Origin of the sequence: Streptomyces sp. NPDC050509, from assembly GCF_044457965.1 — a bacterium.
In the GTDB taxonomy this organism is placed as follows: Bacteria; Actinomycetota; Actinomycetes; order Streptomycetales; family Streptomycetaceae; genus Streptomyces.
This window is the reverse complement of the sequence record NZ_JBITHL010000010.1, coordinates 314192-341102: the sequence shown is the minus strand read 5'-3', so window position 1 is coordinate 341102 and position 26911 is coordinate 314192. Positions and strand designations below refer to the sequence as shown.

At 71.4% G+C, this 26911-nt stretch carries 21 protein-coding genes; 9 read left to right on the top strand and 12 right to left on the bottom strand.

Annotation, left to right across the window (positions count from 1 at the left end):
* Positions 1-439: 439 nt before the first annotated feature.
* The 6 genes from ACIBJC_RS28750 to ACIBJC_RS28725 all read right to left on the bottom strand — a co-directional run bounded on the left by ACIBJC_RS28750 (position 440) and on the right by ACIBJC_RS28725 (position 9504).
* On the bottom strand, positions 440-3379 hold the full coding sequence (locus ACIBJC_RS28750) for a hypothetical protein (RefSeq protein WP_399297311.1): 2940 nt from the start codon (positions 3377-3379) through the stop codon (positions 440-442).
* Positions 3380-3381: 2 nt separating this feature from the next.
* A complete protein-coding gene (locus tag ACIBJC_RS28745; protein ID WP_399297309.1) occupies positions 3382-5229 on the bottom strand; it encodes an HSP90 family protein in 1848 nt (615 codons plus the stop codon).
* Between the two features lie 57 nt (positions 5230-5286).
* On the bottom strand, positions 5287-6270 hold the full coding sequence (locus tag ACIBJC_RS28740) for a hypothetical protein (RefSeq protein ID WP_399297307.1): 984 nt from the start codon (positions 6268-6270) through the stop codon (positions 5287-5289).
* Positions 6271-6419: 149 nt separating this feature from the next.
* A complete protein-coding gene (locus ACIBJC_RS28735) occupies positions 6420-7364 on the bottom strand; it encodes a lysostaphin resistance A-like protein (protein WP_399297305.1) in 945 nt (314 codons plus the stop codon).
* A gap of 242 nt (positions 7365-7606) precedes the next feature.
* Positions 7607-8440 carry a PIG-L family deacetylase gene (locus ACIBJC_RS28730; RefSeq protein ID WP_399297303.1) on the bottom strand — a complete coding sequence of 278 codons (834 nt, stop codon included), beginning with the start codon at positions 8438-8440 and terminating at the stop codon, positions 7607-7609.
* Between the two features lie 434 nt (positions 8441-8874).
* Entirely contained in the window at positions 8875-9504 is a 630-nt protein-coding gene (locus tag ACIBJC_RS28725) for a TetR/AcrR family transcriptional regulator (protein ID WP_399297301.1), read from the bottom strand.
* A 233-nt stretch (positions 9505-9737) separates the two neighbouring features.
* Between ACIBJC_RS28725 and ACIBJC_RS28720 the strand changes: the two genes are divergently transcribed.
* From ACIBJC_RS28720 to ACIBJC_RS28690, 7 genes are all read left to right on the top strand, one after another.
* Positions 9738-10943 (top strand): cytochrome P450, encoded by a 1206-nt coding sequence (locus ACIBJC_RS28720; RefSeq protein WP_399297299.1) that lies wholly within the window; start codon positions 9738-9740, stop codon positions 10941-10943.
* Positions 10940-11080 (top strand): hypothetical protein, encoded by a 141-nt coding sequence (locus ACIBJC_RS28715; protein WP_399297298.1) that lies wholly within the window; start codon positions 10940-10942, stop codon positions 11078-11080. The genes ACIBJC_RS28720 and ACIBJC_RS28715 overlap by 4 nt, the downstream gene beginning before the upstream one ends.
* A 68-nt stretch (positions 11081-11148) precedes the next feature.
* Positions 11149-12375: a cytochrome P450 gene (locus ACIBJC_RS28710; RefSeq protein WP_399297296.1), complete on the top strand. Its 1227-nt coding sequence runs from the start codon at positions 11149-11151 to the stop codon at positions 12373-12375.
* A gap of 84 nt (positions 12376-12459) precedes the next feature.
* Complete coding sequence (locus ACIBJC_RS28705; RefSeq protein ID WP_399297294.1) at positions 12460-12657, top strand: ferredoxin; 198 nt, start codon at positions 12460-12462, stop codon at positions 12655-12657.
* The gene (locus ACIBJC_RS28700) at positions 12654-13844 is read left to right on the top strand and encodes an NAD(P)/FAD-dependent oxidoreductase (protein WP_399297292.1); all 1191 of its coding nucleotides are present in this window, start codon (positions 12654-12656) and stop codon (positions 13842-13844) included. Before ACIBJC_RS28705 ends, ACIBJC_RS28700 begins: the two co-directional genes overlap by 4 nt.
* 729 nt (positions 13845-14573) lie before the next feature.
* On the top strand, positions 14574-15254 hold the full coding sequence (locus ACIBJC_RS28695; RefSeq protein ID WP_399297290.1) for a DedA family protein: 681 nt from the start codon (positions 14574-14576) through the stop codon (positions 15252-15254).
* A 140-nt stretch (positions 15255-15394) separates the two neighbouring features.
* Entirely contained in the window at positions 15395-17242 is a 1848-nt protein-coding gene (locus ACIBJC_RS28690) for an MFS transporter (protein WP_399297288.1), read from the top strand.
* A 55-nt stretch (positions 17243-17297) separates the two neighbouring features.
* Here ACIBJC_RS28690 and ACIBJC_RS28685 read toward each other — a convergent pair whose 3' ends face one another.
* Both ACIBJC_RS28685 and ACIBJC_RS28680 read right to left on the bottom strand, forming a co-directional pair.
* The gene (locus tag ACIBJC_RS28685) at positions 17298-17948 is read right to left on the bottom strand and encodes a response regulator (RefSeq protein WP_399297286.1); all 651 of its coding nucleotides are present in this window, start codon (positions 17946-17948) and stop codon (positions 17298-17300) included.
* Positions 17945-19090 (bottom strand): sensor histidine kinase, encoded by a 1146-nt coding sequence (locus tag ACIBJC_RS28680; protein ID WP_399297284.1) that lies wholly within the window; start codon positions 19088-19090, stop codon positions 17945-17947. The genes ACIBJC_RS28685 and ACIBJC_RS28680 overlap by 4 nt, the downstream gene beginning before the upstream one ends.
* A gap of 132 nt (positions 19091-19222) precedes the next feature.
* Between ACIBJC_RS28680 and ACIBJC_RS28675 the strand changes: the two genes are divergently transcribed.
* Together ACIBJC_RS28675 and ACIBJC_RS28670 are read left to right on the top strand one after the other, a co-directional pair.
* Positions 19223-19948 carry a class I SAM-dependent methyltransferase gene (locus ACIBJC_RS28675; protein WP_399297282.1) on the top strand — a complete coding sequence of 242 codons (726 nt, stop codon included), beginning with the start codon at positions 19223-19225 and terminating at the stop codon, positions 19946-19948.
* Positions 19945-20622, top strand: coding sequence for a DedA family protein (locus ACIBJC_RS28670; RefSeq protein ID WP_399297280.1), 678 nt, complete (start codon positions 19945-19947; stop codon positions 20620-20622). The genes ACIBJC_RS28675 and ACIBJC_RS28670 overlap by 4 nt, the downstream gene beginning before the upstream one ends.
* On the opposite strand, the gene ACIBJC_RS28665 is transcribed toward ACIBJC_RS28670, so the two are convergent.
* The 4 genes from ACIBJC_RS28665 to ACIBJC_RS28650 form a co-directional block, all read right to left on the bottom strand.
* Entirely contained in the window at positions 20592-21248 is a 657-nt protein-coding gene (locus ACIBJC_RS28665) for a response regulator (RefSeq protein ID WP_399297278.1), read from the bottom strand. The two genes, ACIBJC_RS28670 and ACIBJC_RS28665, sit on opposite strands and share 31 nt — an antisense overlap.
* A complete protein-coding gene (locus tag ACIBJC_RS28660) occupies positions 21245-22579 on the bottom strand; it encodes a sensor histidine kinase (RefSeq protein ID WP_399297276.1) in 1335 nt (444 codons plus the stop codon). The genes ACIBJC_RS28665 and ACIBJC_RS28660 overlap by 4 nt, the downstream gene beginning before the upstream one ends.
* Positions 22580-22819: 240 nt before the next feature.
* Positions 22820-24100, bottom strand: coding sequence for a sensor histidine kinase (locus ACIBJC_RS28655; protein ID WP_399297274.1), 1281 nt, complete (start codon positions 24098-24100; stop codon positions 22820-22822).
* A 139-nt stretch (positions 24101-24239) separates the two neighbouring features.
* Entirely contained in the window at positions 24240-26690 is a 2451-nt protein-coding gene (locus ACIBJC_RS28650; RefSeq protein ID WP_399297272.1) for an MMPL family transporter, read from the bottom strand.
* Between the last annotated feature and the right edge of the window lie 221 nt (positions 26691-26911).

The following is a 26911-nucleotide window of genomic DNA, read 5'->3' as shown; positions in this document are numbered from 1 at the left end:
CAGCAGTCAACACGAACTCGACGGAAGGACGCCTCGGAAACGACATCCAGAAACCCTAGCAACTTAATGCCGGAATTTCAGGCGCATAACACTAGGACACCGGGGCCTCAACGGTGAGACCACCCAGGAGATGGCCTCAGGTCCCCGTTTTCCGGATCGGCGAGCACTTGTGGCGACGTGGCCCGACCCTGAGAAGTGAGCACCGGTCCCCCCCCCTTGACCGGGCACGGTCAGAGCGTGCTGCCACCAACTGCTCGACGGGGAGCAGCCGCCCGGCCACCACCGGGCGCTGCCAGGGGCCGCTGGTGGCGCACCCTCACCTGGGACCACGTCCACACCTGGCGCCTGCCGCGCTGAGCGCCTGCCGCGCTGAGCGCCTGCCGCGCTGAGCGGCTGTTGCGCTGAGCGCGGCAGGTGCCCCGCACCGCGGGCCGTCAACTCACTTCTCGTCGCGCAGCCGGGCCGCCAAGGAGGTCAGGGAGGTCAGCGGCTCGGTTCCGGCCGGGTGGCCCAGGGCGGTCAGGTGGGAGACCGCCGCGTCGAGGCGGGTGAGGGCGGGGGCGGGGCGTTCCAGGTAGATGCCCTCCACGGCGCCCGCGAGGCGGACGCACTCGGCCCACTCGTCGGGGCGGTCCCCCTCCGCCGGCTCGCCGAGCAGGGCGAGGGCCTTTTCCAGGGCTGCCAGGGCGTCCTCGTACTCACCGGCGTAGGCATGGACCCGCCCGTGCTCGTAGGCCAGAGCGGTGTCCAGGGAGCGGCCGTGGGCCTGGTACCCGGCGGCGCGGGCCTCGTCGGCGATCCGGCCGGCTTCGGCGAGGTGGGCGAGGGCGTCGGCCAGGCCGTCGGAGCCCTGCTGATGGGCCTGGAGGCGGGCGAGTTCGCGCAGGCAGTTGCTGAGCTGCTCGTAGCGCGGGGCGCGGGCGTGGGCGGCGAGGGCCTGGTCCGCGACCTCGCGGGCCCGGCCGAACGCGCCGGACTCGCCGAGGAGCATGGCCGTCTCCGCGGCGATCATGGCGTGGCTCCCCGGGTCGTCGTCCCAGCCGGCCGACTCGGCAGCGAGGGCGACGAACTCCGCCGTGGCGGCCTTGAGGTCCTCCCCGGCGTGCAGCGCGCGGGCGCGGGACAGGCGCAACTGGGCGACGAGCCGGTCGTCCAGCTCTCCGGCGGCGACGGCGGGGTCGGCCAGGAGGGAGTCGAGCAGAGCGATGCAGTCCTCGAAGCGGCCCAGGTCGAGGCTGAGTTGGGCCGCGTTGCTGTACGTGCAGAACGCCTCGGTCCGGCTGCCGCGGCGAAGGTCCAGCTCGGCCGAGCGGGTCAGGTGCCGCAGTGCCTCGTCGGGGCGGCCCAGGTGCATGCACACCTCGGCCAGATCACCGTGGAGGCGGGAGACGCCGACCACGTCGGCCGACCAGTCGGCGGCCAGCCGCAGGCCCTCGGCCAGGTCCGCGTGGGCCGACCGCGCGTCCTGGAGGCCGAGTTGGCACCGGCCACGCAGGACGAGCGTGCGGGGCAGATGCCAGGCGGGGCCGTGCGCCCTCAGCAGGTCGAGGAGGGCGTCGATCTCGGTGACCGCGGCTGGCAGGTCACCGGAGACGGCGCAGGTACTGGCCCGCAGCAGCCGGGCGCCGGAGATCTGCCCGGCGATCTCGTGCCGGGTGGCGAACGCGTGCAACAGGTCCACCTCGGCGAAGGCCGACGCGATGTGCTCCTCGCTCCGCGAGGCCTGAAGGCGCAGGCCGAGCGCGGTCGCCCGCAGCCGCAGCAGCCGAGCCTCCTGGTACGGGGCGAGCCCGGAAGTCTCCTCGTGCAGGCGGACCATGGACGCGTGGGCGGCGGTCAGCGCGGCGGCCTTCGCCTCGGCGCCGTCGGCGCCCTCCGCGGGGATTTCGGCGGCGGCGAGCAGGGCGCAGGCGCGGGCGAGCGCCGCGTGACCCGGCGCTCCGGCGTCGTCGTACAGGCCCGCCGCCTCCTCGTGGAGGGCGACGGCGTCGGCGAACTCGTCCTGCTCGCCGGCCCGGCTCGCCTCGTCGTCCAGCAGGTCCGCGCGCAGTCGTACGAGCGGGCCCACTGCCGGGTCGTCGGGGTGGGTGTAGCCGCGGGCGGTGACGAGCGTACGCAGCCGCGCCCAGCAGGCCTTCGCGTCCGGGTGCCCCTGTTCGTCCAACGCCCGTGCCTGGGCGATGAGTTCCGGCAGTGACTCGGGGACGGCGACGGGTATGGGGGCGGCGGGCGCGGCGGCCGGCGCGGCCGGGGCCACGTCGTCGAGGCCGCGGGTGCGCAGGGTCAGTTCCAGTGCGTCCCGGAGCGGGGCGCGGTCGAGGCGGGCCCTGCGCCGGTCGGTGTGGGCCGTGGTTCCGTTGCGGGCGTCGAAGCGGGCGGCGAGGTCGTCGGCGCGGCCCCGCACCTCGGCGCGCAGGCCGGTCACCGTCCAGGTACGGCCCGCGTATCCGGCGGCGGGCAGTTCGCCGTGGCCGAGGAGCTCGACGCGCTGGAGGAGGACCTCCACGCCGGTGGAGAAGTCGAGCAGGTCCAGCGGCGAGTCCACCTCGTCGAACAGGCTCCGGTTCTCGGCGAGCAGCTCCAGGCCGCGTGCCTCGTTGCCGGTCAGCGCGCAGAACTCCAGGTGCCGGCCGACCTCCCCGGACATGGCGGGGTTGCGGCGGCAGCCGCGGTAACCGGCGAGGTGCAGTTCGCGGGCCCGGTCGGTGCGACCGGTGCGCAGCAGGGGCAACAGCGCGTGCGAGACGGAGTGGGCGGGCTCCTCCTGGCAGGACTCCTTCCCGGCCAGGACGGGTTCCCAGGCGCGCAGTGCCCGCTCGTCGTCGCCCGCCGCGAGGTGGTACAGGGCGCGCTCGCAGATCTCGCAGGCCTCGCAGTCGCTGAGCGGGGTACGGGTGCGGCCCGCCCACAGCTCGTAGGCGAGGGTGGTGTCCTCGCCGAGGTGAGCGGCGAGCTGGTACGCCTGTCCGTAGGAGGGCTGGAGGCCGAGACCGGCCTTCTCGTACCGGTCGCTCATCTCCGTGAGCCACTGACGCAGGCTGGCCAGCGGGATCTCGGGCAGCGCGCGCAGGGCGTTGGCCACCCATTTGAAACGCCAGAACAGCATGTGGCGCAGGCGCTCGTCGAAGACGTCGGGCTGCTCGTCGAAGAGGGTGAGCAGGCGGGCGAAGACGACGGGCGACTTCCGGGGTTCGGAGCCGTAGGTGTACGCCTCCTGGAGTTCGAAGAGCGCGCGGACGAGCGGGACGGGCTCGTCGAACTGCTCGGCCGCCTCGACGAGTTCCTCGGCGGTGACGGTACGGGTGCGGCCGTAGGGGCGCCGGTCGTTCTCCTGGAGCGCCTGGTACAGCTCATCGGTGGTCTGGGGTGCGGTCGGCATCGTCAGCTGTCCTTGCGGAGGGCATGGGCGAGAAGGTCGAGGAAGGAGCGGTTGATGAGGCTCGACTCGGCGGGCCTGAGCGGGCGCCGGGACAGCAGCGCGGCCTGCCCGTAGAGGGCTTCGGCGCTGGTGCGGGCCAGTTCGGGCGCGTCGATGGCGATGGCGGTGCGGACCAGCGGGTTGAGCTGGTTGAGGATCAGTTGGGCCCGCGGGGCCTCCTGGCGCAGCGCGCCGAGGATGTCGCCCCACAGGCCGCCCTCCTGCTCACGGGCGAGCTGGGAGCGGGTGCGCTCGTGCCGGGCGTCGCGGCTGTCGACGAGGAGGGCGGGGGCGGAGGCGGGCTGGAAGGTGCGCAGCGCGACATCGCAGTCGAAGACGGCGAGGGCGTCGCGGGCCAGGGCGAGATAGGCCGCCGCGGCCAGTTCCGTCTCGCGGTCGACGGGGTCTAGGTGGGCGGTGAGGGTCGCCGGGTCGAGGTCGGCGACGCTGACCTCGGGCCTGATCTCGGGCAGCCGGTGGACCAGTTCACGGTCGTAGGTGTAGCCGCCGTTGACGACGCCGAGCCCGGCGGCCGAGGCGATCGCCGCGACCTGCCGGAACTCCTCCACGCTCGACGTCACGAGGACGGTGCGGTGGGTGCGCGCGAACCCGTCGAGGGTGGTGTGCCCGTCGGTGGTCTCGAACGGCAGCCAGGGCAGCAGCATCCGCAGGATCTCGTCGTCGTGCACCGCGAGCGACTTCACGGCCAGGTGGTGGGCCTGGAGGAAGCGGGCGAGCAGGTCAGGGTCGCTGGCGGCGGCCCGGGCGATCCACGCGCGAAGCCGCTCGGCGAGGGTGTCGCGGACGGCGGCGAGGGTGTCGTCCTCGTACAGGGACTCGCGGGACGCCGTCGGGCGCAGACTCTCGGCGTCGACCACGCAGCGGACGAAGAACGCCCACTCGGGCAGGATCTCCGCGGCCTGCTCGGACAGCAGCATGCCCTTGACGTGTACGCGGTGGCCGAGGCGGCGCCCGGCCGGCACCGCCTCGGGCAGCACGCACGCGATGCCCTTCAGGCCGACGGCCGGCAGGTCCAGATCGATGGTGTCCAGCGGTGTGAACCCGAAGACCTCCTCGCCGTAGGCGGCCAGCGCGCGGGCACGCGTCCCCGGCGTGGGGTAGGTACGCGCCCAGGGGGCGGGATCAGGGTTGACGGACGCGCCCGGGCCGCCCGTGCCGTCGTCGAAGGTCACCGGGTGGCGCAGCAGGGAGCCGAAGTGCCGGGCCAGCGCGTGCACCCGCACCGGCCGGGTCCACTCCTCCGCGTCGGCGCGCGGCGTCAGGGTGACGGTGGTACCGGGCCGGGGGCGGGCGGAGGCGGGCAGGGTGCGCACGGTGTAGCTGCCGTCGCCGCGGCCCCGCCACTCCACGGTGGGCGCGTCGGGGGTGCGGGCGGAGCGGGTCATGACGTGGATCTCGTCGGCGACCAGGAAGCAGGAGAGCAGGCCGATGCCGAACTGCCCTATGAAATCGCCGCGTTGCTCCGCTATCCGTTCGGCGCGCTTGCTGCTGCGGCCGATCGTGGCGAGGAAGGCGTGCACGTCGTCCGCGGTGAGACCGACCCCGTCGTCCTCGACGCGTACCACCGAACCGTCGGCGTACAGGCGGATACCGAAGGCGTCGGCGGGGGCGGCCGGTTCGAGGCCGCGCCGGGCGGTGAGCGCGTCCACCGCGTTCTGGAGAAGTTCGCGCAGGTAGACGCGGGGGCTGGAGTAGAGGTGGTGGGAGAGGAGGTCGACCAGGCCGCGCAGATCCACCTGGAAGGTGTGGTCGGCGCCGGACGGGTTCGCGGTGATGTCGGGCAGAGTCATGGGCAGTCCGGAGTGGGAGGGGCGACAGGTACGGGCGGAACGGGGACCGGCGTGCGCTCAGACGCGGCGGCGGCGGTCGAACTGCTCCTCGGGCTCCGCGAAGTAGGTCCAGGGCCAGTCGGTGTAGGCGCCGTCGAGGGCCTGGAAGACGCGCCGGACCGTGTGACGCTCATCGGCCAGCGACAGGGCCATGGCGAACGTGTTGAAGTCGTACTGCCAGCCCGGGCGCCGCGGGTAAGCGGGGTGGAGGATGCTGTGGTCGGCCGCGTTCCGCAACTCGGCCTGGATCTCCGGGGTTTCGAGGCACTCCGCCGTGTCCGACTCCACCCACTCCTCGATGTGGGCCATGGCGACCACGCAGCCGAGCCGGTGCCCCTGCGGGGCGCGGGCGAACGCGTCGCGGGCGAACCCCAGGGCCTGGCCCGGCTCGCCGCCCCAGCGGGGCTGCGACTGCGACACCCATTCGAGGTGGGTCTCCAGGTCCAGCGGGTCGCGGCGCAGGGCGGCGTCGAGCCGGGTCTCGTTGACGGCGAGGCCCAGCGACATACCGCGGCCGGAGGTGAGGAGGCGGCGCCACGGCGTCACCCATTCCGGCCGCGACTCGGCGGCCTCGAACAACTGCTCCTCGGCGATGCGGAGCCGCTCGTGAAAGACCCGCCACTGCTCCTGCGTGACGTTCTTGGCACGCGCGTCGGTGCGCGCCTCCCAGCCCCAGATGATGTGGCGGGCCCCGGATATCAGCAGGGCCGTCGCCCGGTGCTCCTTGTCCTCCTCGACGGCCCGGCCGATCCACTCCTCCACGCCGCCCAAGTCGGCGAGCTGGCCCAGGACATGGTGGTCGCGGCCGAGATCGAAGGGGGTCAGTGCCGCCTTGACCGCCTCCCAGTCACCCGCGTCGGCCGCCTCCACCAGCGCGAGCACCCGGGTGTCCCCGAGCGCGCGCAGTGTGTACATCCCGTTCTTCCGCCTGCGTGGGGCGGGAAGGGCGTACGGATCCGCACCCGGTCTCTCCCCACCCCTACCGAACAGCCTGTCGAACATGCCGCGCCCTCCCCTGAACCGCGTGATCGTCGGTGCAGCATAGGCGGCCCCACTGACATCGGCTCCACAGGGTATTCACAAGTGCTTCACGAGCCCGGGGCCCGGCTCCGCCTCTGGCGGCCGGGCCATGCGGACGAGCTGGCCGTCGATCAGCCTCGGGTCCCACCGGCCTGACGCGACGCGGCGGTGACCAACGGCTGCGGGTGAGGGGCCGCCTGACCGGGCGGGTCCGTCCGGCGGTCGCGCTGCGTGGCGAGCAGCGTCATCGCGAGGACGACCTGTACCGCCAGGATGTATGCCTGCGTCAGGGGCGACTCGACGGTCAACACGGCCATGGTCGCGTTGAAGCCGAGATGAACCGCGATGGCCGCCGCGACTCCGGCCCGCTCGTAGGCGTAACCGGTCAGCAGCGCCACCGGCAGGACGCTGAGCGAGAACATCAGGCCACTCCAGCTGATCAGACCGAACGCGGCCTGGACGGTTCCCTCGATGAAGAACAGCGGCAGATGCCACACCGCCCAGACAGCACCCAGCAGAAGGCCTGCCTGAAGACGGCCCATGGACGCCCGCAGGCGCGGATAGGCAGTGCCGCGCCAGCCGGGCTCCTCGGCCAACGGACCGGCGATCAGCATGCTGACGAAGAACGGGACGACTCCGCCGACGGTCGACACCAGCTCCTTGCCCTCGGTCAGGCTCACCCTGGTACCACCCAGGAACTCCGCGAGCAGCGCGCCCGCCACCACGGTCGCCGATGCCAGCACCAGTAGGGGCAGCACCCAGAACAGCCGTACGCCCTGCCGGAATTTCACCGTACGAGCGGGTACGGGCTCCCCACGACGAGTGCGGCGCACCCGGACCGCGATCGCGCCGAACACCGGGCCGAAGCCACCGAGCAGGAAGGGAACGGCGGTGGGGGAGCTCGTCGGCGATCCGCCGAGCGCGATCGCGATCAGCCAGAAGGCCCAGCTCGTCGTGAACGTGACAGCGAAGAAGAGAACGAGCCCGCTGCGCCGACCCTGAACGCCGCCGCCCCCGACCTGCCGCGGCGCTCCACCGCTCCTGGTGGGTCCGGTTCCGCTCGTCCGCTGGAACATGTCCGCCGTCCTCTCCGCAAGGCGCTCCCTGCGCCATGTCCATGACGCTACGGAGAACGAGAGCCCGGCACACTGGGCGTACGGACCCGCCGGGGGGTGGGGCTGAGTACACCCCCCGGCCCGGGCCGAGTCACTGTGCGTATCGGCGCCGAACCCCTGGAATGTCTGGCCCGCGGTTCCAACGGAGCCGGGGTGAGCCAGTTGGGCCGATGAACTTCCCGGGCCCCGGCCGGACGGGCGGATCAGCGCAGTCCGGCGAAGAGATCGTTCTCGGGTACGGCCGCGCCGGTGGCGTCCTTGACCCGTACGAAGGTCTCCATGCCCATCAACTCGCCGAACTTCTCCTTGCCCATCTTGAGGAAGAAGATGTTCTCGCCCTGGCTGGCGTGCGCGGCCAGCGCATCGAACTTCTGGCCGCTGAACGCGGTGGTGTCCACCCACGTGGTGATCTCATCGTCGGGGAGGCCGATCTCGGCCATCGCGGCGACCTCGGCAGGATCCGGCTCCGGCATGTCCTCCTGGAACTCGCGCATGGTCTCCCCGAACCGCTGCATCATCGAGCGGGGCATGGTCGTCCAGTACACCTTCGGTGTCAGCTCGGTCATCTCCAGCGCCGCCATCGTGATGCGGTGGGCCTGGATGTGGTCGGGGTGGCCGTAGAAACCGTTCTCGTCATAGGTGACGACCACATCGGGTCGGTAGTGCCGCATGAGTTCCGCAAGGCGGGCGGCGCCTTCCTCCACGGGGGTCTGCCAGAAGGATCCGGGGGCGTCGTTGCTCGGCCAGCCCGTCATCCCGGAGTCGGCATAGTCCAGCATCTCCAGATCGCTGATCTTCAGGACGTCACAGCTCGCCTCGAGTTCTTGGCGGCGCATCGAGGCGACGGCCGCCGGATCGTGGCCGGGATCGCTCGGCTTGACACCCCCTGGCCCGTCACCGCAACCGCCGTCGGTACACGTCACGAGAACCGTGCGGATGCCTTCCGCCGCGTACCGCGCGAGGACCCCGCCGGTGCTGGTGGCCTCGTCGTCGGGGTGGGCGTGTACTGCCATGAGCGTCAAGGGCCGGTCGGTCATGAAAAACAGTCCTCCTGCGGAAGTACGTCTGGGTTCGAGTGCGCGGCGGGCGTGTACCGCGATCCTGGGGCCCGGATCCTGGTGGGGCGGACGACCTCGCGGTCTCCGTGTTCCCCGACCGTGCCGGTCCCTCGATGGCAACTGTGCCGACCGGACCGGTTGTTCCCGGCGGGGCGGCTCGCCTTCCGGACGTCGGTGAACCGATGGAGTCGCGACGCGTCGGTAGCGCCGCACCCGGCAGCACCGCCATGTCTCTTCCGTTGTCCCGAGGGGATGGTGGCCCTTGGGCGACTCCGGATTCGGTCACGCTGATTTTCTGGCCTGGCCTGCCGGAAGCGCGCTGACGGGTGCCGGGATGCCGGGATGCCGTACGGAAATTCCGTCCGTTGGGCAGGGGCGAGTGTCCCGCCGAGGGGCGCCGTTCGGCCCTCGCGTCAGATCGGCCAGTTTCCAGATCGTGGTGATGGCCGCAGCGGGACGGACTCGGGAAGCGGGGTCGCCGCCGCCGGTGAGAGGCCGTCGAGGATGAGGGAGAGGTAGCGGCGCCAGCCGTCGCCGGCCGGGTCCATGGTCCACAGCAGGCTGAAGAGCATGGCCATGATTCTGGGCAGGTCCTCCGGGACGAGGTCGGCGCGGATACGTCCGGCCTGCTGGGCGCGCCGGGCGAGCAGGGTCAGCGATGTGTAGAACGGGCCGATCGCGTCCGAGATGACGGCGCCGGCGTTTCTCGCGGCGGCCAGAGTGTTGTGCTCACGGGCGGCCAGCCCCATGGCGGCGTCGATGACGGAGGTGAGGGCACGTAGCGGGTCGTCATCGAGGAGCGCCTGTTCGATGGCGGGAGCGATGCACTCGGCGATGCCCTGCTCCAAGGCGGCCTTCGCGAGGACGGCCTTGTTGGGGAAACGCCGGTAGAGCGTTCTGCTGCCGACCCCTGCGTGTTGGGCGATCTCGTCCAACTGCGCGTCGGGCCCGCTCTCTGTGAAGACTTCGCGGGCGGAGCGGAGGATTCGCTCCACGTTGCGGGCCGCGTCGGTCCGCAGGAGTCGCTCGGGATCGGTGGCCACGAGAACAGAGTAGCAAAGAGGCGGTTGACTGCCACTTGCGTCAGGTGCACCATGGAACTGGCAGTCAACTGCCAGTTCCTGCCGTACGTAGGTTCGCGGTGATCCGGTGAGTGGCGAACGCCGAGCGCGGCGCGCTGCCCACGACGCGCGCAGTGCCTCTGCGTTCTTCCAGGTCACGACGGCTCGCTCAGCAGTACCTCGGCGCCTTCCCCCACGACGCTCCAGGAGTTCTCATGTCCACCACGACCGACATCGATGACGCCACCGGTCTTCCGGTCTTCCCCGGTGACCGCGACGCACGCTGTCCTCTCGCCCCCGCCCCCGAGTACCGGGAGTGGCGTGAGACGGATGGTCTGCGCCGGGTGAGCTTCAGAGGCCACGCCGCCTGGGCCGTGAGCCGGTACGAGGACGTGACGGCCGCGATGACGGATTCGCGGATCAGCGCAGAGGTCCCGATACAGCAGATCGGCATGGGCCCCGACGCCCAGATGTTTCCCCGGATGGACGACCCCGAACACGCCCGGCTGCGCCGCATGCTGACCAAGGACTTCACGGTCAAGCGGGTACAGGCCATGCGCCCGCGCATCGAGGAGATGGCGAACGAGTTCATCGACACCATGGTGGCCTCCGGCAGCCCCGCCTATCTGGTCCAGGCGTACGCGCTGCCGATTCCGTCCCTGGTGATCTCCATGCTGTTGGGGGTGCCCTACGACGACCACGCCTTCTTCCAGGACATCACCTCCGTCCTGATGAGCCGCACCGCCACGGAGGAGGAGAAGCAGAAGGCCAGAGGGTCGCTCTTCGTCTATCTGCTCGACCTCATCGGGAAGAAGGAACGCGAACCGGACGACGCCCTGATCAGCCGCGTCGCGCGCGAGCACCTCCAGGAAGGGCGGCTGAGCCGCGAGACCTTGGCGGTGAACGGCTTCATCCTCCTCAACGCCGGGCACGAGACCACCGCGAACATGATCGCGCTGGGCACCCTCACGCTGCTGGAGAACCCGGACGCGCTCGCGCGGATCCGCGACACGGACGACCCGAAGGTGGTCTCGGCCGCGGTGGAGGAGCTCCTGCGCCACCTCACGATCGTGCACAGCCTGGTCACCCGGGTGGCCAAGGAGGACATCGAGATCGGTGGCCAGCTCGTCCGCGCCGGTGACCTCCTGGTCATGAACCTCTCGGCAGCCAACTGGGATCCCGGCTTCGTCAGCGACCCCGACCGCCTCGACATCGGGCGCGACGCCCGCGGACACGTGGCCTTCGGACACGGCGTGCACCAGTGCCTCGGACAGGTCCTGGCCCGTGCCGAACTCGAGATCGCCCTGCCCGTGCTCCTGCGCCGGCTGCCCGGCCTGCGGCTCGCGGTGCCTCCGGAGGAGATCAGGTTCCGCAACGACATGAACGTCTACGGCGTCCACGCGCTGCCGATCGCCTGGTGACGGACACGACCCGGGTGCCCTGCCGCACCGCCGTCGCCCCGGTCGCCGCCACCCGCATGCTCGCGGGATCCCTGGCGTACGCGCGGATCGGCGGCGCGGGGACGGCCCCGCTGCGGAGTGCCACACGCCGGCCATGAGCAGGCGCCTTGCGCGCCCTGCTCCGGCGGATCACTGCTCGTCCACCCCCCTCCCCACAGGAGTAACCATGAGTACGGCGACCGACCGGACCCAGCCGAACGACGGCACCGATCTTCCCGACTACCCGGGCACGCGTTCCCCTCGCTGCCCCTTCGACCCGCCCCCCGTACAGGCAGGTTGGCGGCGCGCCGACGGGCTGACCCAGGTGCGGCTGAGCAATGGCCGCATCGCCTGGGCGGTCACCCGGTACGACGATGTCAAGCAGCTACTGGGCGACCCGCGGCTCAGCGCCGACGGACATCGCTACCCGCAGCTGATGGAGACCCAGCAGCACGGCCAGCCGCAGGCGTTCCCGCGGATGGACGACCCCGAGCACTCCCGCATCCGGCGCACCCTCACCGGAGAGTTCACGGTCAAGCGGGTCGAGGCGATGCGGCCGCACGTCCGGTCGCTGGTCAACCGGTTCCTGGAGGAGATGATCGCCGCAGGTTCGCCGGCGGACCTGGTGCGCGCGTACGCCCTGCCGATTCCGTCCCTGGTGATCTCGTTGCTGCTCGGGGTGCCCTACGACGACCACGCCTTCTTCCAGACCCGCAGCGCCACGCTGATGCGCAAGGGAACCCCACAGGAGGAGAGGAAAGCGGCGAGCGGCGAACTGTTCGGCTACCTCCTGGACCTGGTGAAGCGCAAGGAGCGCGAGCCGGGGGACGACCTCATCAGCCGGCTGATCACCGAGCGGGTGGTCACCGGAGAGCTCACCCACCACGACGTGGCCATGAACAGCATGGTCATCCTGCACGCAGGGCATGAGACCACGGCCAACATGATCGCGCTGGGGACGCTGGCCCTGCTGGAGAACCCCGGGCAGGCCGCCCGGATCCGGGACGCCGATGATCCGAAGACGGTCGCCGGCGCCGTCGAGGAACTGCTGCGGTACCTGTCGATCGCCCAGGACATGCTCGTGCGCGTGGCGACCGAGGACCTCGACGTCGGCGGTCACCTCGTGCGGGAGGGCGAGATGCTGGTCTCCGGTGTGCCCTCGGCCAACCGGGACGCCGTCTTCGAGACCGCGGACGCCCTGGACCTCGACCGCGATGCCCGCGGACATGTGGCCTTCGGCTACGGCGTACACCAGTGTCTCGGCCAGTCCCTCGCCCGCGTGGAACTGCAGGAGGCCCTGCCCGCGCTGCTGCGCCGGCTGCCGGACCTGCGTCTGGCCGTACCCCTGGATGAGGTGCGTTTCCGGCACGACATGGTCGTCTACGGCGTGCACGAACTGCCCGTCGCCTGGTAGTCGCGAGACCCCCTCTGAAGAACCACTTCCTGAAGCCCCACCCCCTGAAGCCCCACCCCCCTGAAGAACATGAGGACAAGAACCATGCGTGTGGAGCTGGACGAACCGAAATGCGTCGCGGCCGGACAATGTGTCGTGGTCGCCCCTGAGGTGTTCGACCAACGGGACGAGGACGGCGTCGCCGTGGTGCTGGACGAGCATCCCGCCGCCGAACTCCTGGACGGCGTGCGGGAGGCCGTGGCCGTCTGCCCGGCCGCGGCGATCCGCCTGGCCGAGCTGTGAAACGGATCGTGGTCGTCGGTGCCTCGGCCGCCGGGCTGGCGGCGGCCGAGACACTGCGCCGGGAAGGCTACGACGGCACGCTGACCCTGGTCGGCGACGAACCCCACCCGCCCTACGACCGTCCGCCGCTGTCCAAACAGGTCCTGTCCGGTCAGTGGGACGCCGACCGGACGGCCCTGCGGACTCCCGAGGACCTCGCCGCCCTCGGCCTCGACCTGCGGCTCGGCGTCGCCGCGGCCGGCCTCGACCCCGCCACGGGTCTGGTGCGGCTGGCGGACGGCTCGACAGTGCCGTACGACCGGCTGGTCGTCGCGACCGGCGTACGGCCACGGCGCCTTCCCGGCGACCGTGTCGCCCACGTCCTGCGCACCCTCGACGACGCGCTCGCCCTGCGGGACCGGATAGGACCGGGACGGCGACTGGTAGTGGTCGGGGCCGGATTCCTGGGGGCGGAGGCAGCGGCGGTGGCGTCGACGCTGGGCGCTCAAGTGACCCTGCTGGAGCCGGCGCCGGTACCGCTGGCGCATGCGGTGGGCCGTGAGGTGGGGCAGGCGCTGGCACAGGCTCACCGGGAGCGGGGCGTGGAGCTGCGGTGCGGGGTCACCGTCACGGAGGTGACCGGGAACGGGGTGCGGCTGGCGGGCGGCGAGGTCGTCGAGGGCGACGAGATCCTGGTCGCGATCGGCTCACTGCCGAACACCGACTGGCTGGCCGGCAGCGGTCTCACGGTCGACGACGGCGTGGTCTGTGACGAGTACTGCCAGGCCGCGCCGGACGTGTACGCGGCCGGGGACGTCGCCCGCTGGTACAACCCTCTGTTCGGCGCCTCGATGCGGATCGAGCACCGCACCAACGCGGCCGAGCAGGGCATGGCCGCCGCCCGCAACCTGCTTGCCGCTCCCGGGGCGCGCAAGCCGTTCACGCCGGTTCCGTACTTCTGGTCCGACCAGTACGACATGAAGATCCAGGCGTACGGCTACCTGCGCGGCCATGACGAAGTCGCCGTCGTCGAAGGGAACGTGGCCGAGCGCCGCTTCCTGGCCGCGTACCGCTCCGGCGACCGGATCACCGGAGCCCTCGCGGTCGGCATGCCGGCCAAGGCCGTCCGGCAATGGCGGCAGGTCATCGCCGTCCGCGCCGCCTGGCACCACGCCGTGCCGAATCGGCCGTGGGCGACACGCACGTAGGCGACACGCGCGTACGCGACACAGGGCTCAGGAGCTCCGTAAGACGCGACCGGCCCTGTGACAGCCACACGCTTTCCGTATCGCCGTCCCCACCGGCTCCCCCACACGGAGGCCTCGTCCATGTCCCCGCTCTGTCCCCCCACCACCGAGGCGGGGAATTCCGTACCCCCACGAGTGGCCACCGCCCCCCTGCTGTGCGCCGCCCTCGCCACCACCGGTGACGGAACGGCTCGGTGACATGTACGGCAAACGCCGCATGCCGCCGGCCTGGGGCACCTTCAAGGGGGCGGGCATCAGCGTCATGCGGAATGTTCTGCCTGCGGACAGGCTCGCCACGTCCACCGCCTTTGAGGTACGGCTTCTTCGGCGTCGGTGGTTCCCCGGGCCTTCCCATCGCCGCGCTCGTCGCCGAGAACCACGACTGGCAGGGGCTGGACCGCCGCTGCCCTCGGCACCGTCGTGGCCGTCGTGGCCGTCCTCGTCGGGCTGCTCGTGTCCGAGTCGAAGGTGCGCACGGGCGGACGCTCCGGCCTCACCGGCGCCGCCGGCCTCACAACCGGGACGCCAACTCCGCGGGAGAACCCGCGCCGGCGGGCACGGCCGCGCACATGCCCGCCACCGACGCCGAGTAGGGGCCACGGAGCGGCTCTTCCTGCTTCCTCACCTCTCGTTCCACCACACCCCCCACCATTCCTCGGCAGCTACTGCCGAGGTCCCCGGAGGAGAAGCATGATGCTGTACCTCGCCCAGACCACCGGCGAACCGACAGGGGGCGTGGCAGGCTGGGCCTTCGATGTGATCGACGCACTCGGCGGGCTCGGGGTCGGGGTGCTCACCGCCCTGGACAGCTTGGTTTTCGGGGCCCTCCCCGTCGACGTGCTGCTGCCGCTGATCGGGTACACCGCCAGCCAGGGCGCCGTCAACATCGGCGTCGCCATCGTCTGCGCCGCCGCGGGAGTGGTCGCGGGCAGTCTCGTCCAGTACACGCTCGGCGCGCGGCTCGGCCGTGACCGCGCGCGAGCGCTGCTGGTGAAGGTCCCGGGCATCAAGCCGGAAACCGTCGACCGCGCCGAGGCATGGTTCGCCCGGCACGGCGCCAAGGCGGTGTTGTTCGGCCGGATGCTTCCCGTCGTCCGTCCCATCATCTCCATACCGGCCGGGGTCGAGCGGATGGCACTGCCGAAGTTCGTGCTCCTCTCCTCGATCGGCAGCCTGATCTGGAACGCCGTACTGCTGGGCTCCGGATACCTGCTCGGCGAGAACTGGCACCGAGTGGTCGACATCATGGGTTACGTCCCGTATGTCTTCTTCGGCGCCCTCGCCGTGGGCGTCCCCCTCTTCCTCAGGCGCCGCAACCGACGCCGGAAGAACGCGGCGACCGCGATCGCCGAAACCGACGCATCCAGGTGAGGTGGCCGCGGGGAAGGAGGCACGCGTACTGCCGTGTCGCGCCGAACCTGTACGGGGCAGGCGACGTCGCCCGCCGGCACCACCCGCCCTTCGGGGCACCGATGTGGTTCGAGCGCCGTACCGACAGGGGAGAGCAGGGCATGGCCGCGGCCCGCGGCCTGCTCCACCCCGACGTCCGCAAGCAGTTCGACCCGGTGCCCTGCCTCTGGTCCGCCCAGTACGACGTGAGGATCCAGGCGTACGGATACCTGAGCGACCACGAGCAAGTGGCCTTCATGGAAGGCGACGTGGCCGAGCGCCGGTACGTGGCCGCGTACCGCACCGGCGAGACACCGACCGGAGTCCTGGCCGTCGGCGTGCCGCCCGAGGCCGTCCACCCGCACCCCTGGCACGACGCACTGGTGACCAACGCGCTCCAGGCCGGCGCACCGGGGCCGAGGCTCGCGGGAGGAACCCCCACCCCGGCGCGTCGTGGCCGCCCTCAGCCCCGCACCAGACACACGGAGGCCCCACCCATGTCCAGAACACACCCGCCGGGCGCCCAGGCGCGGAATTCGCCGCCACCACGGCTGGATGCCATGGTGGCGGCCCTCACCCTCACCGGAATCATCGGCGCGTTGACGCAGACCCTGGTGATCCCGATCGTTCCCCTCCTGCCCCAACTGCTGGACGCCAAGGCTTCGGACACCGCCTGGGCCGTCACGGCCACGCTGCTGTGCGGCGCTGTCGCCACCCCTGTGACGGGCAGGCTCGGCGACATGTACGGCAAGCGGCGCATGTTCCTGCTCGGCATCTGCCTGATGCTGGTGGGCTCGGTGATCTGCGCGCTGAGCGACTCCCTCGCTCCGATGATCGTCGGCCGGGCGTTGCAGGGCCTGGCGGCGGGCGTGGTGCCGCTGGGCGTGAGCATCATGCGTGAGGTACTTCCCGCCGAGAAGCTGCCTGGGGCGATGTCGGCGATGGTCGGCTCCCTCGGCGTCGGCGCCGCCCTGGGTCTGCCCGTCTCCGCGGTCATAGTCGACAACTTCGACTGGCACGTACTGTTCTGGGTCTCCGCGGTCCTCAGCGCCGTCTCCGCCGGACTCGTCGTCCTGCTGGTGCCCGAATCGAGGGCGCGTACGGGCGGGCGCTTCGATCTGATGGGGGCGGCCGGCCTGGCACTGGGCCTGGTCTGCCTGCTGCTCGCGGTCTCCAAGGGCGCCGACTGGGGATGGGGCAGCGGCACGGTCCTCTCCCTGTTCGCCGCGGCCGTGATCGTGCTGCCGCTGTGGGGCTGGTTCCAACTGCGCACGCCGCAGCCCTTGGTGGACCTGCGTACCAACGCACGACCGCGGATACTGCTCACCAACCTCGCCGCGCTGGCGCTGGGCCTCGTCCTGTTCTCGATGAACATGGCGCTGCCGCAACTGCTCCAGATGCCGGAGGCCACCGGCTACGGTCTGGGCAGGTCCCTGATCGTCACCGGCCTGGTGATGGCTCCGCAGGGCCTGGTGATGATGGCGGTCTCTCCGTACGGAGCGCGTATCACCAGGAGCAAGGGGCCGAAGGTGACCCTCATGATCGGGTCCGCGATCGTGGCAGCGGGCCACCTCGTCACCATGGCGATGATGTCCGGGGTCTGGCAGGTCATCGTGGCCTCCTGCGTCGTGGCGACCGGAGTGGGCTTCGCGTACGGCGCGCTGCCCGCGCTGATCATGGAAGCCGTGCCGGTGTCCGGGACCGCCGCCGCCAACGGCCTCAACGCACTCATGCGCTCCATCGGCACGACCGTCTCCAGCGCCGTCGCCGGCCTGATCCTGGCCCACATGACCACCGACTTCCACGGCGTGCTCATCCCGACGGAGAACGGCCTGCGGGCCGTCCTGGCCCTGGGCGCCGGCGCCGGTGTCCTCACCTTCACCCTCGCGAGTCTCATCCCCCGCGGAGCGCCGACGGAGGTTCCTGCCCCGCCGGAGCCGGCCGCCGCGAAGGCAGCGGGGGCGGAGTAGGGCACCGCTTCGAGGCTGTCGAACCCCGCCTTCCCCGTGTCCCGTCCACCGCTCGTCAGGTGGTGAGTCCCGCGTCGCGGGCCAGCAGGGCGGCCTGGACGCGGTTGGTGACTTCCAGGGAGGTCAGGATGCGGCTGACGTGGGCTTTGACGGTGCTCTCACGCATGGCGAGGCGGGTGGCGATGTCGGCGTTGGTGTCGCCTTGGGCGAGCAGGGTGAGCACGTCGCGTTCGCGGGGGGTGAGCCGGTCCAGCCGGGCCTTGGCAGCGGTTGCCTCGGGCTGGTTGGCCGCGTGGTAGCGGTCGATGAGGCGGCGGGCCGCGGTGGGGTGGAGCATGGCCGAGCCGGCGGCCACCAAGTGGACGGCACGCAGGATTTCCGCCGGGTCGGTGTCCTTGAGCAGGAAGCCGTCGGACCCGGCGGCGAGGGCGTTGTAGACGTACTCGTCGAGGTCGAAGGTGGTCAGGGTGATCACCTTCGGCGGGTGGGGGAGGGCTCGCAGGCGGGTCGTGGCGGTGATGCCGTCCATGCGGGGCATGCGTACGTCGACCAGGGCGACGTCGATGCGGTGGGCGGTGGCCTGTTCGACGGCCTGCAGGCCGTCAGCGGCCTGGGCGGCCACCTCGATGTCCGGGTCGCCGTCCAAGAGGTCGGCCAGGCCGAGGCGGACCAGGGCGTCGTCGTCGACGATCATGGTGCGGATCATGTGCGGGGGCCGTTCTGTTCGATGCCGGCGGGGTGGGGGATCCGTGCGGCCAGCCGCCAGGCGCCCGCGCCGGCCGGTCCGGAGTTCAGGTGCCCGCCGAGGGCGGTGACGCGTTCGCGCAGGCCGACGAGTCCGTAGCCGCTGCCGACGGTGTCCGTGCGGGGAGTGCCAGGGGGGTTCGTGATTTCGACGAGGGTGGCGGGCGGCCCGTAGTCGATGCGTACGGTCACCGGAGCACCGTCGGCGTGCTTGCGGGCATTGGTCAGTGCTTCCTGGACGATGCGGTACACGGCCAGCCGGTGGGTGGTCGGAGCCTGGTCGGGAAGGCCGTCGGTGGTCAGCTCGACGTGCTGGCCGGCGGCGCGGGCCTCGTCGGCCAGTTCCCCTGCTTCCCTCATCATCGGCGTGAGGGCGGCGCCGGCCGGCGCGGCGTCGGGGTCGCGCAGCACGCCGAGAACGTCGCGCAGATCGGTGAGGGCCTCGACGGACGTCGTGCGCAGCAGCCCGAGGCGTTCGGCGACGAGTGCGGGCAGTGTGTCGCTCTTGGTGGCCAGGACACCGGTGTGCAGGGCGATCAGGCTCAGGCGGTGGGCCAGGACGTCGTGCATCTCGGCGGCGATACGGGACCGTTCCGTGATGCGGGCCGCTTCCTCGCGCAGCTGCGACTCGATGCGCAGATGCTCGACGTCGGCTGCCAGCGCCTGGATCAGGCGGCGCCGACTGCCGAGCCACAGCCCGACGAGCACGGCCAGCACCGGCAGGAGCAGCGTGGACGCGTAGGACTGCCCCGTCCACAGGGAGGTGGCCTGGTAGCTGAGCAGGTTGGCGCTCAGCGCGGCGACGGCGCATCCCACCGCCACCCGCGCCCGGCGGTCCACGGCCAGGTCGAACAGGGCGACTGCCAGCAGGGGCAGCAGCGGCCATCCCCACCACGCCGTGGCCACGGTGACCAGGAGAGGCGAGACGGGCCATCGCAGCCGGGGCACGAGCAGAGCCGCTCCGCACACCAGCGCCGCGGTGAGGACGGGGGCCAGGTAGCGCCCTACGACCGACACGTCGTTCAGCGCGGCGGCCAGTACGCACAGGGCTACGAGAGCCCCACGTCCGTACGCCGCCCATCTGCGGCTTTCTCTGCTGCTCACCTGGTCAATCCTAGGCAGACCGGTGCGCTGTTCCGTCCGACGATTGGTGATGTCCACCCCCTACTTTCGTAGGGGGACGCCGTCGCAGAACGGCGGATCCGAGGTCGGACGCGGTTTTCTAGCGTCAATTCCATGAACGACTGGACCACCTCCCACGACCGTGTCCTGGCGCAGCGCAATGCTGAAGGCTGGATGTTCCTGCTCGAAGCGGCCCGTGATCTGCGCACCACGGGTGCCATAGCCCCCAGCGGAAAGGCCCTGGCCCGCGCGCTCACCGACCCCGTACGGGCCCAGGCGCCCAGCCCACTGGCGGTCCTGGAAGCCGGGGCCGGCACCGGCCCGGTCACCCGGGCCCTGATCCCGCAGCTGTCCCGGGGCAGCCGCCTGGACATCGTCGAGGCCAACCCGCGCTTCGCCGCCCGACTGCGCCATCTCGTCACCACGCACCCGCACCTGGCCGCCAGGCCCGCGCAGGTGAACGTGCACCAGAACTACGTCGAGCAGCTCGACACCGACCAGCGGTACGACGTCATCGTCTCGGGGCTGCCGCTGACCAACTTCACGCCCGTACAGGTCGAGCGCATCATGGCCCGCTACATGGAACTCCTCCACCCCGGCGGCACACTGACCTACTTCGCCTACCTCGGCACCCGCAAAGCCCGTGCCCTGACGGCACCGCGGGGCGAAGCCCGCCGCCACGCCGCTGTGGACGAGATCATGGCCGCCTACCAGCGCACCTACGCCACGGGCCGCTGGACGGTGTGGGCCAATCTTCCTCCCGCCTGCGTCTGGCATCTGCGGCGCCCCCTCGTCTCCGCGGACCGGCCCACGTCGCAGTTGGACGGGACTCGGCGGTGAACGTGCTCTCCGACATGCTCGGCCACCTCTCGCCGACCGCGGCGTATATGGTGGTGGCCGCCGCGGTCCTGGCCGAGTCGGTCCTTCTGGTCGGTGCTTTCGTCCCGACACTGTCCCTGCTCCTGACCGCGGGCGCGTTGGCTCGTACCGGCCAGGTCGACATTCTCCTCGTCATCGCAGTCGCAGCAGGCGCCGTGGTGGTGGGTGACTTCCTCGCCCACCGCACCGGCAGATATCTCGGTGACCGGCTGCGCGGCGGCCGGCTGGGCCGTCGCGTTCCGGATGCCGCGTGGGGCCGGGCCGAGACGCTGATGAAGCGCCACGGCGGCCGAGCGGTCCTGGTGGCCCGCTTCCTGCCGGTGGTGCGCACCCTCGCCCCGCACACGGCGGGCGCCACCCGCCTGCCCTACCGGCGTATCGCTCCGTACAGCGTCGTCGCAGCTTGTGTGTGGGCCACAGCGGAAGCGGGTGTCGGATACGCCGCCGCGACCTCTCTCCAGCGCGTCCTCACGCTGGGCGGCCCTGCCCTCGCCCTGGTCGCCCTGATGGCGATCGGGGGCGCGCTGCTGTGGCGAAGAAGGCGCCGCCCGTCTGAAGCCGGGGGACAGGCGCCCGAGTCCGGTGCAGAGTCCTCCAGTCGTGTTCAGGCAGGTCTGACGAGGCCGGCGTCGTAGGCGAAGATCACGGCCTGGACCCGGTCGTGGACCCCGATCTTGGTGAGGATGCTGCTCACGTGTGACTTGACGGTGGATTCGGCGAGGGAGAAGCGTGCGGCGATCTCGGTGTTGCTCCAGCCGGTCGCGATGGCGGTGAGTACTTCGCGTTCGCGGTTGGTGAGGCGGGCCAGTTGCCGTTCCTGTTCGGGCGTGTGGCCCGGCAGACGGCTGCCGAAGGCGTCGATGAGCTTGCGGGTCAGACCGGGCGAGATGACGGCGTCCCCGGCGGCCACCGCGCGGATGCCGGAGACGAGTTCCTCGGGCAGGGCGTCTTTCAGCAGGAACCCGGAGGCTCCGGCGCGCAGGGCGTCATAGGCGTATTCGTCGAGGTCGAACGTGGTCAGGACCAGGATGCGCGAGCGTCCGCCGGACGCGATGATGCGTCGGGTGGCCTCGATGCCGTCCATGCCGGGCATACGAACGTCCATCAGGACGACATCGGGCTTCAGCTCGGCGGCCATGCGGACGGCTTCGGCGCCGTGGGTGGCTTCACCGATGAGGGTGAGGTCGGCGTGCTGTTCCAGGAGCATGCTGAAGCCCAGGCGTTGCAGGGCCTGGTCGTCGACGATGAGCACGGTGGTCATGCGCGGGGATTCTCCGTTCTGGTCGTGGTGACGGGCGGGGTGGTGAGGAGCCGGGCGTGGACGCTCCAGCCGCCCTCACGGTTGGGTCCGCCGGTGACCTGGCCCTGGTAGATGGCCGCGCGTTCACGCATGCCGATCAGGCCGCGGCCGATTCCGGTGCTCCGCCTTCGGGAGCGGGGTGCGCGGAGGGGGCCGGTGTCCTCGACGTCGACGTGGATCGTGCCGGGCCCGACGGTTACCCGGACGCTGATGGAGGTGTCGGCGGCGGCGTACTTGAGGGAGTTGGTGAGGGCTTCCTGGACGATGCGGTAGACGGCGAGCTGGAGGCCGGGGGCCGGCGCCGTGAGGTCGCCCTCGGTGCCGAGGGTGACGCTCGGGCCGGCGGCGCGGACGCGTTCGATCAGCGGATCGAGGTCGGCCAGGCCGGGCTGCGGGGCGAGCGGGGCATCGTGCGGCCGGTCGTTGCCGTCACCGATGACGGCGAGGAGCCGGCGCAGTTCGGCGAGGGCGCCGCGACCGCTGTCAGCGATGATCCGCAGGGTCTCGGCACCGCGCTGGGGCTTTGTCTCGGTCAGGCCGGCGGCGCCGTCGGCGAGGCCGACGATGACGGCGAGGGTGTGCCCCAGGATGTCGTGCATCTCCTGCGAGACGCGGGCGCGTTCCTGGGCGACGGCGAGGCGGGCCTGCTGGTCCTTCTCCTTCTGCAGGGCGGCGATGACGACGTTCACCAGGCGGGTGGCGAGGCCGAGGCCGGCGATGGCCAGCACCGTCACCGTCCCCAGCAGAATGACGGGTTCCGAGCGTGCGGCGTACTCCGGCGGACCGTCGCCCCACAGCCCGGTGGCCCAGGCCACGAGCTGCGTCAGGGAGATGGCCAGGGCGATCAGCAACTGGCCGGGGGAGGCGAAGCGGCCCACGTTGAACAGGGCTACGAGGCGTGCGGCGTCGGCACCGGCGTCGGCACCGTGGAGGGACCCTGCGTAGGCCGTCAGCACGGCGGTGGCACTGGTGAGTACGAAGACCAGCATGGGCCTGCGCTCCCGCCACAGCAGGGGGGCGGCCAGGGCGACGGTGAGGACCAGCTCTTCGGCGACTCCGGTCCCGCCGGCGGGGTCGAGTACGGATGGAAGGCCCAGGGCGAAGCAGAACAGCGGTACGCCCCACCGCCGGACCCGGGGGTGGGCCCGGTCCGCCCACCGCCAGGAAGACAGCCGAGCGATGATCGACACGATCACCCGCTGCTCGGCGTCGCTCGTCAGTGCCTCGGGCAGTTCGGCCCGGTCGGGACCGTGTCGACCGGGCCGGGAATCCTGTGGGGGCGTGGGGGGCAAGGTCGGGGCCCTTCGCGGTGCGGGCGAGGCGCTCGCCGGTCCCGGTGGACGGCCGGACGGGCGGCGACTGGGGGCGAACGCCGACCAGGGGCGACCGCTCTTCCGCAATCGTACGGCTGACAACGGTTCGGGGGCGGCGGTCGTCCAGTACCGGGGTACCAGAGCCAGTGCCCCTCCCGGCAGGCTTTGCCCCGTCGGCGGGATGCCGCGGTCAGCTCGTGCGGGGCGGTGGGGCGTCTCTCAGGATCTGGCAGGCGCGTTGGGGATGAGGAGGGCGTGGACGGTCCAGCCGCCGTGAGGGTTGCGGCCCGCGGTGACGTCGCCCCGGTACAGGGTGGCGCGCTCGCGCATACCGACCAGGCCCCTGCCGCTGCCCGTCCCGCCACGGCGTGTGTGGATGCGGGGCGGGCCGGTGTCCTCCACGGTGATGCGTACGGTGTCGGGGTCGGCGGCGACGGAGACGTGGACCGAGGTGTCGGAGGCGGCGTACTTGACGGTGTTGGTCAGGGCCTCCTGGATGATGCGGTAGGCGGAAAGCTGGAGCCCAGGGGCCAGGCCGGTGAGGTCGCCGTGCGCGTGCAGCGCGACGGTGGGGCCGGCGGCGCGGACCCGGTCGAGCAGGGCGTCGAGGTCGGCGAGGCCGGGCTGCGGGGTCAGCGGGGCATTGTGCGGCCGGTCGTTGTCGTTGCCGATGACGGCGAGCAGGCGGCGCAGTTCGGCCAGGGCGTCACGGCCGCTGGCGCCGATGATGCGGAGGGTCTGGGCGCCGCGTTCGGGCTTGGTCTCGGCGAGCCCGGCGGCGCCGTCGGCGAGGCCGACGATGACGGCGAGGGTGTGGCCGAGGATGTCATGCATCTCGCGGGAGACACGGGCGCGTTCCTGCGCCGTGGCGAGACGGGCCTGCTGGTCGCGTTGCTTCTTCAGGGTGTCGATGTAGGTGTAGGCCAGCCGCAGGAGCAGGCCGAGTGCCGCGACCGCCGCCACGGCGACCATCGCCAGCAACGTCACGGGCTCCGGACGCGTGACGTACTCCAACTGATGTCCGCGCCAGAAGAAGTAGGCCCATGCGACGAGTTGGACGAGGGTGACGCCGGTGGCGGCGGCCAGCAGGCGTGGGGGGCAGTGGCGGCCGACATTGAACAGGGCGACCATCCGGGCGAATTCGGCGCCGGTCAGCACACCCAGGGGGAGAGAGACGATGGAAACGGCCGTGGTGAGGGCGAAGACCAGCATGGGGCGTCGTTCCCGCCACAGCAGCGGGACGCAGAAGGCGAGGATGATCGGCAGCTGGGGGTCGCTGACGTTGTAGGGGTTGAGGTAGGCATCGCTGCCGCCCGCGAAGCACAAGGCCGGGACACCCCACCGCCGGACCCGGGGACGGGCCCGGTCGGCCCGCCGCCACGAGGCGAGCCGGGACATGACCGAGACGATCACGCGCTGCTCGGGATCGTCCGTCAGGGCCCGAAGGAACTGGCGCTCATCGGGGCGTGGGCCGGGAGCGGGCGTGCTCGGTGCGGTCACGGGTAGGCCCTTCGCGGTTTCGGGACCGCCCGCCGGCCGAGGGGGGATCGGGCCGGCGGGCGGGGCAGGGGAGGCGGCCGGTGAGAGTCGGCCGCCATGTCGGGAGCCGTACGGAAGCCGGTGCTGCGGCTCGCTCTCGTCAACGCCTGCGTATCGGGTTCTTCAGCAGCTTCCTGCGTGCCGGTGCCTTCGGCTCCGGAGTGTCGGCGGCGTCGGTGGCGTCGCTGCCCCGTGCGAGGCGCTGCTTGAGCCTGGACAGTCCTCGTGCCTTCCCGCGCGCCCGCTGGGCAGGCGCCGGTACGTCCGTGTCGCCAGAAGCGTGGACGCCGGTGAAGGTGCGGGGGATGCCGTGGTCGTCCGAGCCCGCGTGGACCCCGGCGGCGACCCCGGCGAGCACGGGTTCAGGCGCGGGGACCGTCCGCTCGGCTTCGAGCGCGTGGCGCAGTTTCTCGCCCTCGACATCCACGTCGGGCAGGATGCGGTCCAGCCACTTCGGCAAGGCCCAGGAGCGGTGGCCGAGCAGAGCCATCACCGCGGGGACGATGGTCATCCGGACGACGAAGGCGTCGATGAACACGGCGGCGGCGAGCCCCAGACCGATGGACTTGATCAGCGCCGCGTCGTCGAGGAGGAATCCCGAGAAGACGGAGACCATGATGACCGCGGCCGCGGTGACCACTCGGCCGCTGTGCCGGAAGCCCTCCACGACGGCCTTCGTGGGGTCGGCGCCGTGGACGTACTCCTCCCGCATGCGGGAGACGAGGAAGACCTCGTAGTCCATGGCGAGTCCGAACACGACGCCGATCAGCACGATGGGCAGCAGGCTGACGATGGGGCCGGTCTGGTCGACGCCGAAGAGGTCCTTCAGCCAGCCCCACTGGAAGACCGCGACCACGACTCCGAGGGTGGAGGCCACGCTGAGCAGGAAGCCGAGGGCGGCCTTGAGCGGGATCACGATCGACCGGAAGACCAGCAGGAGCAGGACCAGGGCCAGGCCCACGACGATGGCCAGGTACGGCACGAGGGCCTGGGAGAGCTTGGTGCTGACGTCGATGTTGACGGCGGTCAGGCCGGTGACCATCAGGTCGGCGCCGGTGTCCTGGTGCAGGGCGGCGCTGCGGTCGCGGATCTCGTTGACGAGGTCCTTGGTGGCTTCACCGGTAGGGGCACTCTTGGGGACGACGCCGAGCAGGGCCACATCGCCCGCCTCGTTGAAGGAAGGGGGGCGAACGGTGGCGGCGTCATCCAGCTTGCCCAGCATGGCGTACGCGTCCTGGGCGGCTGCCTTGGGGCCGTCGCTGTCCCGGGCGTCGACGACCACCGTGAGCGGGCCGTTGAAGCCCGGCCCGAAACCCTTGCTGAGGGTGTCGTAGGCGATCCGCTGGGTGCTGCCGGGGGGCTCCATCGAGTCGTCGTTCAGGGCCATCCGCAGGGACAGCGCGGGGATGGCCAGCAGGGCCAGGCCGGCCACCGAGACCACGAGCACCTTGACCGGGCTGCGGGTGACGAACTTCGCCCAGCGCACGCCCATCGACTCGCCCTCGCCGCGCTCCAGCGCCTTCATACGGCGGGTCAGCATCTTGCTCTTCATGATCCGCATCCCGGCGAAGCCGAGGACGGCGGGCAGCAGGGTCAGCGCGATGATCACGGCGACGGCGACGGCGAAGGCCGAGGCCAGCCCCATCGAGGTGAGCATGCCGATACCGATGACGCTCAGGCCGCTCAACGCGACGATCACGGTCAGACCGGCGAAAACGACCGCCGAGCCGGCGGTGCCCAGGGCCCGTCCACAGGCTTCCTCGGGCTCCTGGCCGTCGTGGATCTCGTTGCGGTAGCGGGAGACGATGAACAGGGCGTAGTCGATGGCGACGGCCAGGCCCAGCATCAGCGCCAGGGTCGTGGAGGCCGAGGCCAGGTCGAAGAAACGCGTGGCGAGCGTGACCGACAGGACGGCCGCGGCCACCCCGAGGATCGCGGTGAGCAGGGGCAGTCCGGCCGCTGTCAGCGAACCGAAGGTGATCACCAGGACGACGGCGGCGACCCCGACGCCGATCAGCTCGGCCGCCTTGTTCGCGGTCTTGCCCTCGACGGCGTTGCCGCCCAGGCTCACCTTCAGACCGGCCTTCTCGCCCTGGGCGACGACGTCCGTCTGGACGGCGTGGGCCGCGCCGCCGACGTCGGCCTGGGCAACCTTGTAGGACACCTGGGCGTAGGCGATGGTGCCGGACCTGCTGACCAGGCCGCTGGTGAAGGGGTCGGAGACGCCCGACACCTGCGGCGACTTCTCCAGCTTCGCCACCAGGGACTCGACCTCGGCCTTGTTGACGCCGGAGGTGAGCTTCTGCCCGCTGGGCGCCTCGAACACCACCCGCGCGGTGGCGCCGTCGGCGGACGCCTGCGGGAACTCCTTCTGCAGCAGGTCGATCGCCCGCTGCGACTGCGTGCCCGGAACGCTCAAGCTTCCCGAGGAGGTGCCGGGCGCACTCATGGCGCCGATGCCGATGGCGGCCAGGACGGCGACCCACAGCATCACGACGATGCGTCGTCGCCGGAACGACAGCCGGCCGAGCCGATAGAGGAAGGTGGCCACGGATTACTCCCACCAGGAGAAGAGATCATTGGGTGAGCTGGGCCTGACTGACCCGCGATCTCAACCTAGGAGCGGTACCGGCCGACCATCCGGTACCGCGGATCCGAATCCGGCGGAGCCCGTTAGTACCGCAGTACTACGCCCGGTCCTCCTCGCCTCGTCGCCCATCACGATCTGGCCCCGTGGAACATCGTGGCCGGAGATGAGGTCCCATTGCCCCG

What these genes read in the sequence shown, in the direction of transcription:
- ACIBJC_RS28750 (WP_399297311.1), bottom strand. Translation starts at nt 3,379, where the DNA reads ATGCCGACCGCACCCCAGACCACCGATGAGCTGTACCAGGCGCTCCAG.
- ACIBJC_RS28745 (WP_399297309.1), bottom strand. Translation starts at nt 5,229, where the DNA reads ATGACTCTGCCCGACATCACCGCGAACCCGTCCGGCGCCGACCACACC.
- ACIBJC_RS28740 (WP_399297307.1), bottom strand. Translation starts at nt 6,270, where the DNA reads ATGTTCGACAGGCTGTTCGGTAGGGGTGGGGAGAGACCGGGTGCGGAT.
- ACIBJC_RS28735 (WP_399297305.1), bottom strand. Translation starts at nt 7,364, where the DNA reads ATGTTCCAGCGGACGAGCGGAACCGGACCCACCAGGAGCGGTGGAGCG.
- ACIBJC_RS28730 (WP_399297303.1), bottom strand. Translation starts at nt 8,440, where the DNA reads ATGACCGACCGGCCCTTGACGCTCATGGCAGTACACGCCCACCCCGAC.
- ACIBJC_RS28720 (WP_399297299.1), top strand. Translation starts at nt 9,738, where the DNA reads ATGTCCACCACGACCGACATCGATGACGCCACCGGTCTTCCGGTCTTC.
- ACIBJC_RS28710 (WP_399297296.1), top strand. Translation starts at nt 11,149, where the DNA reads ATGAGTACGGCGACCGACCGGACCCAGCCGAACGACGGCACCGATCTT.
- ACIBJC_RS28705 (WP_399297294.1), top strand. Translation starts at nt 12,460, where the DNA reads ATGCGTGTGGAGCTGGACGAACCGAAATGCGTCGCGGCCGGACAATGT.
- ACIBJC_RS28695 (WP_399297290.1), top strand. Translation starts at nt 14,574, where the DNA reads ATGATGCTGTACCTCGCCCAGACCACCGGCGAACCGACAGGGGGCGTG.
- ACIBJC_RS28690 (WP_399297288.1), top strand. Translation starts at nt 15,395, where the DNA reads ATGGCCGCGGCCCGCGGCCTGCTCCACCCCGACGTCCGCAAGCAGTTC.
- ACIBJC_RS28685 (WP_399297286.1), bottom strand. Translation starts at nt 17,948, where the DNA reads ATGATCCGCACCATGATCGTCGACGACGACGCCCTGGTCCGCCTCGGC.
- ACIBJC_RS28675 (WP_399297282.1), top strand. Translation starts at nt 19,223, where the DNA reads ATGAACGACTGGACCACCTCCCACGACCGTGTCCTGGCGCAGCGCAAT.
- ACIBJC_RS28665 (WP_399297278.1), bottom strand. Translation starts at nt 21,248, where the DNA reads ATGACCACCGTGCTCATCGTCGACGACCAGGCCCTGCAACGCCTGGGC.